This window comes from uncultured Bacteroides sp., from assembly GCF_949298305.1.
In the GTDB taxonomy this organism is placed as follows: Bacteria; Bacteroidota; Bacteroidia; order Bacteroidales; family Bacteroidaceae; genus Bacteroides.
Window position 1 is genome coordinate 1 of record NZ_CASFWU010000135.1, and the last position, 5,175, is coordinate 5,175.

A 5,175-nucleotide genomic window follows, 5' to 3' on the forward strand; every position below is an offset into this window, starting at 1 on the left:
CCCACAATTTGGGAGCAAGTTGCCATTCGTCCACCAATATGGGGCGTTTCCCGACCAACAGCGCTTTGGGATTTATATCGGCCATACGGAGATTCTGTTCTTTGTACAAAGGCTCGTCCATGTAGATGATTGTGGACGCTTGTTGCTCCGCGGTTGTGGTCTTGCCACACCATTTAGGTCCTTCAATCAAAACGGCTCCGATACCCGCCAGTTTCCGTTGTAACTCTTTATCCGCTATTCTCGGTTTATATGTCTTCATACCTATTACTGATTATAAGGCAAATATAAAACTATATATCAGAATTACCATCTATGGCTAAATAAAATTACCTGTTTTGGCTAAAATATTTGCCGCTATTCGGCTATGAATTTCTCCGCTTTTTGGCTGTGGTGTAATTGAAACCATCACTACGCTAAAATTCATTCCTGAATATCCAAGTGGGGAATTAGTGACAATTCACATTGCTGATTGTGTTACGTTTTTAAGCACAACTATTCTCCTTCGGATTTGTGAAGTGCTAACATTTTGTCATCTAAGGGAACGCAGCGAAGAACCTCTAAGGCAGATGCTTGTGTCTGGAACTTCTTCACAATGTTCCCTTGGAGATAGCGTTTGGATGATGCTTTTCCTATTTTGCCAGCCCATTAGAGCAGCGTCAGTACATAGAGGTAGAACACCGAGGCGGGAATAGCCATCAGGGCGCTGTCAAAGCGGTCCAGCATGCCGCCGTGTCCCGGCAGGATGTTGCCCGAGTCCTTGATGCCCAGCTGACGTTTCAGCAGCGACTCGGTCAGGTCGCCCCACGTGCCGAATACGACTACCACCAATGCCAGTCCGGCCCACTGCCAGACGGACAGGAAGGGACAGAAGTGGGCAAACACGAAGGAGGAGGCAATGGAGAATACGCCTCCGCCGATGCTGCCCTCCCACGACTTCTTGGGCGAGATGCGCTCAAACAGGCGGTGCTTGCCTATCAGCGACCCTACGCAATAGGCACCCGTGTCGCTCAGCCAGATAAACACAAAGATGGAGAGCGGCAGGATGGGGTTGTAGGTGACGGAGGCCGTCTCGGCCGTGTTGTGGAAAGCCAGTACATTGAGCAGGGCAAAGGGTAGTGCAATGTAGAGCTGGCTCAGCATGGAGCAGGCCCAGTTGCCCAGCGGGTTCTTCTTTTTCAGGTAGAGTTCCGTAATCATCAGGTAGAGAAGCAGTCCCAGATAGGGGAGGAAGATGCGCGAGTCGGCGGCTTGGGTACAGAATCCCATGAGGGCCAGGAACAGATAGGCCCCGCCCAGGGCGGTGATGGTGCGGTTGACGCTGACCTCGCCGCTTTGATTGACCAGGTGTCCGAACTCGTGTACGCTCAGCGCACTGATGATGGTAAACAAAATGCCGAAAGAGAGCGGGCTGTACCAGATGCAGCCCACCAATACGACTACGAACAGTATGCCTGTTACGGTGCGTTGGATGAAATTGTTTTTCACGGTTTCTACTTGTATTATGGGGGATTGCCGGCTTGTGGCGCTGGCAATCCCCCTTGTTTGATTAGATTCAGTTCTTCTTGTCGGTTGCCTGCGTATCCTTGCTTCCTTCCTCCTTCACTTCCTTTTCCGCTTCGTCAGCCTTCTCCTCTTCTTTCTCTTCCAGTCTCTTCAGCTCGTCCGAGGTACGTTTGGCGTTGATGATTTCTTCGGAACGGGATGCCCAGGGACGTTTGCCGAAGATGGCTTCCACGTCTTCTGCGAAGATGACTTCCTTGTCTATCAGCTGTTGCGCCAGCTTGTTGTGTCCCTCCTTGTGGGTGGAGAGTATCTGTTTGGCGCGTTCATACTGCTGGTTGATCAGGGTTTTCACTTCTTCGTCTATCAGTTCGGCCGTCTTTTCGCTGTACGGACGGTTGAAGGAGTATTCCTCATTGTTATAATAGCACAGGTTGGGCAGCTTTTCGCTCATGCCCAGGTAGGCTATCATGCCGTATGCCTGCTTGGTGACGCGCTCCAGGTCGTTCATGGCTCCGGTGGAGATACGGCCCAGGAACAGGTCTTCGGCGGCACGGCCGCCCAGCGTGGCACACATTTCGTCCAGCATCTGTTCCTTGGTGGTAATCTGGCGCTCTTCGGGCAGATACCAGGCGGCGCCCAGGGCACGTCCGCGGGGCACGATGGTCACCTTGATGAGCGGGTTGGCATACTCCAGCAGCCAGGAGATGCTGGCGTGTCCCGCTTCATGGATGGCGATGGAACGGCGTTCGGCCTCGGTCGTTATCTTGGTCTTCTTCTCCAGACCGCCCACAATGCGGTCTACGGCATCCAGGAAATCCTGTTTGCCTACGAACTTCTTGCCGTGGCGGGCGGCTATCAGGGCAGCCTCGTTGCACACATTGGCGATGTCGGCACCCGAGAAGCCCGGTGTCTGGCGGGCCAGCAGGTCGATGTCTACCGTTTCGTCTATCTTGATGGGGCGCAGGTGTACGCCGAATACTTCCTTGCGTTCGTTCAGGTCGGGCAGGTCAACGTGTATCTGTCGGTCGAAACGTCCGGCTCGCAGCAGAGCCTTGTCCAGTACGTCCACCCGGTTGGTGGCAGCCAGAATGATGACACCGCTGTTGGATCCGAAGCCGTCCATCTCGGTCAGCAGCTGGTTCAGCGTGTTCTCGCGCTCGTCGTTTCCGCCCATGGCGGCTGCTTTGGCGCGCGCGCGGCCCACGGCGTCAATCTCGTCGATGAACACGATGCAGGGAGCCTTCTCCTTGGCCTGGCGGAAGAGGTCGCGGACGCGCGAAGCACCCACGCCGACAAACATTTCCACAAAGTCCGAACCCGCCAGCGAGAAGAAGGGCACGTTGGCTTCGCCGGCCACAGCCTTGGCCAGCAGGGTCTTACCGGTTCCCGGAGGGCCTACCAGCAGGGCACCCTTGGGTATCTTGCCTCCCAGTTCGGTATATTTCTGGGGTTGCTTCAGAAATTCTACAATCTCTTCCACCTCCTGTTTGGCTTCGGCCAGGCCGGCCACGTCCTTGAAGGTGATTTTCAGGGTGGAACCCTTTTCAAACAGTTGGGCTTTCGACTTGCCTACGCTGAAGATGCCGCCGCCTCCCATGCCGCTTCCGCCGCTCAGACGGCGCGACATGAAAATCCAGAAGCCTATCAGGAACGCGAAGGGCAGCACCTGCCAGAAGAAGGCCACCAGATAGTTGCGCTTCTTTTCGTAGGTGATGGAGCCGTCAAAGCGTTGCTCGTCTTTCTCTTTTTGCAGGAATTCGCCCAGACTTTCGCGCGAAGGGGCCTCGGTAGTGATAATCGGGTTCTTGCCCACGCGGTTGGAGTCTTCCTGAAAGACGTTAGCCACGTGCTGGGGCTTGACGTAGGCTTCCACCGTGTTGTCGTCGTAACCGATGACCTTGCTGATGTATCCGTTGCGGACGTATTGCTGGAATTCGTCGTACGAGATGTTCCGGCTGTTGCCGCCGTTCTCGTTGGTGAAAATCAGGATGGCAAGTGCCAGCGCCACCATCATGTACAGCCAGTTCAGGTTGAACTTGGGCATGTTTACTTTGTTGGGCTTTTGGCCGTTGCCGTTATTGTTGTTGTTATTCTCCATATTCTATAATTAACTTAAGTTTCGGATTTAATATTTCTCTGGTAGTTAAGAAGTTAAGAAGTTAAGGAGTTAAGCCGATACATTGTGAGCTGTTTGTTTTTCTATTGGCTTTTAACTCCCAAGCCCACATTGGTGGAACCTCTCCCCCTTCGGGGGGAGTTGGAGGGGGCTTCCTTTTAACTCCTTTAACTCCTGCAAGTTTGGCTTCGCCGATTTTCAATTCGGTAAAACCGAAACTTGAGTAATTAATCAATGTCGGGAACCTGAGTAAGTTGGGCATCGGCCCAGAGATGTTCCAGGTCATAGAACTCCCGCCTTTCGGGCAGGAAGATATGTACCAGCACGTCCGAATAGTCCATAGCCACCCATTCGGCATTGCGCAGGCCGTCTACGGCAAACGGTTTGGCGTTTGCACCCTTACGGGCAAATTCTCGGATGGATTCGGTGATGGCGGTCACCTGGCTGGGGGAGTTTCCTTGGCAAATGACGAAATAATTGCATATCGTATCGCCAATTTGAGTGAGGTCGGCAATGACTATCTTCTTGCCTTTCTTGTCTTGAATACCTTCGGTTATCTGTTGAATCAGCTTTTTTGTATCGTTCATTATGTTTAGTTAATGGTTGCTTGTCCGTTCCTGCCGTCCGCTTCGCTCGTTTGTTTGCCTGTGGTGCGGAAGGTGGTTTTATGGACTTAATTAGTTAAACAGATGGCAAATATACGTTGATTTCTTCTATCAAACACGCAAAAGGAGAAAAGACTTTAAATTTTTGATTTTTTTTAGTCATTCTTCTTCTCTAAAATAGGTATATGAGCATCTGTCTTTTCACTAAAATGCGCGCTTGCGGCTGCTCTGAGAAAAAAATATTCGTTTTTTCTCAAAAAAAAGAGGAAAAGTGTTTGCAGTTCCCAAATTCTTCGTATCTTTGCAACCGCAAAACGGAAAGAGATTCGTTATTGGGCTATGGTGTAATGGTAACACTACAGATTCTGGTCCTGTCATTCCTGGTTCGAATCCAGGTAGCCCAACACCAAAAAGAGGGAGCACGTCGAAAGATGTGTTCCCTCTTTTGGCGTTGTATGCCGGCCGGTGCGGCCCGCATTGGTTTTGGTGGTGCTTCTCTCCGCGTCACTTTGTGTCCGTTGTGGCGAAGGTTGGCACACGGATGGCACAGAGGGGACAGAGGCACATGGATTGATTGCTGGTAGTTAGGCGGTTAGGAAGTTCGGCTGATACCTTTTATGAACGGTAAACGGTTCAGGTTTCGGTTTTACCGAATTGAAAATCGGCGAAGGCAAACTTGCAGGAGTTAAAGGAGTTAAAAGGAAGCCCCCTCCAACTCCCCCCCCCGAAGGGGGAGAGGTTCCACCGGGGTGGGCTTGGGAGTTAAAGCCGATAGTTTAAGTGTATGGCCGGCATCCTTTTTCACACTGGTATTGGCTTAACTCCTTAACTACACCCCGTTAATAAACTTGCGGGAGCTGTCCGTTTCGTTTGTGGCTGCAAGGCGGATTGTGCGGCCTTCGAATTGTTTTGTTACATGTATATTTGGTAGAGTCGCGTGGCGCGTGGTCA

Annotated in this window: 3 protein-coding genes, 1 tRNA gene and 1 pseudogene; 1 reads left to right on the plus strand and 4 read right to left on the minus strand. The window is 51.9% G+C overall.

Annotated features, from left to right (window positions below):
• The 4 genes and pseudogenes from Q1Y74_RS13330 to rsfS all read right to left on the minus strand — a co-directional run.
• Nucleotides 1-259 (minus strand): annotated as a pseudogene (locus tag Q1Y74_RS13330) (AAA family ATPase); the annotation flags it as partial.
• A gap of 386 nt (nt 260-645) precedes the next feature.
• Entirely contained in the window at nt 646-1,485 is an 840-nt protein-coding gene (locus tag Q1Y74_RS13335; RefSeq protein WP_300814785.1) for a phosphatidate cytidylyltransferase, read from the minus strand.
• Between the two features lie 67 nt (nt 1,486-1,552).
• On the minus strand, nt 1,553-3,601 hold the full coding sequence (gene ftsH, locus Q1Y74_RS13340) for an ATP-dependent zinc metalloprotease FtsH (protein ID WP_300814786.1): 2,049 nt from the start codon (nt 3,599-3,601) through the stop codon (nt 1,553-1,555).
• Nucleotides 3,602-3,846: 245 nt separating this feature from the next.
• Nucleotides 3,847-4,206, minus strand: coding sequence for a ribosome silencing factor (gene rsfS, locus Q1Y74_RS13345; RefSeq protein ID WP_300814787.1), 360 nt, complete (start codon nt 4,204-4,206; stop codon nt 3,847-3,849).
• A 351-nt stretch (nt 4,207-4,557) separates the two neighbouring features.
• Between rsfS and Q1Y74_RS13350 the strand changes: the two genes are divergently transcribed.
• Nucleotides 4,558-4,628 (plus strand) — tRNA-Gln (locus tag Q1Y74_RS13350).
• The last annotated feature ends 547 nt before the right edge of the window (nt 4,629-5,175 follow it).

Excerpts from the sequence above, each read along its gene's own strand:
- rsfS (WP_300814787.1), bottom strand. The coding sequence starts at position 4,206 with ATGAACGATACAAAAAAGCTGATTCAACAGATAACCGAAGGTATTCAA.
- ftsH (WP_300814786.1), bottom strand. The coding sequence starts at position 3,601 with ATGGAGAATAACAACAACAATAACGGCAACGGCCAAAAGCCCAACAAA.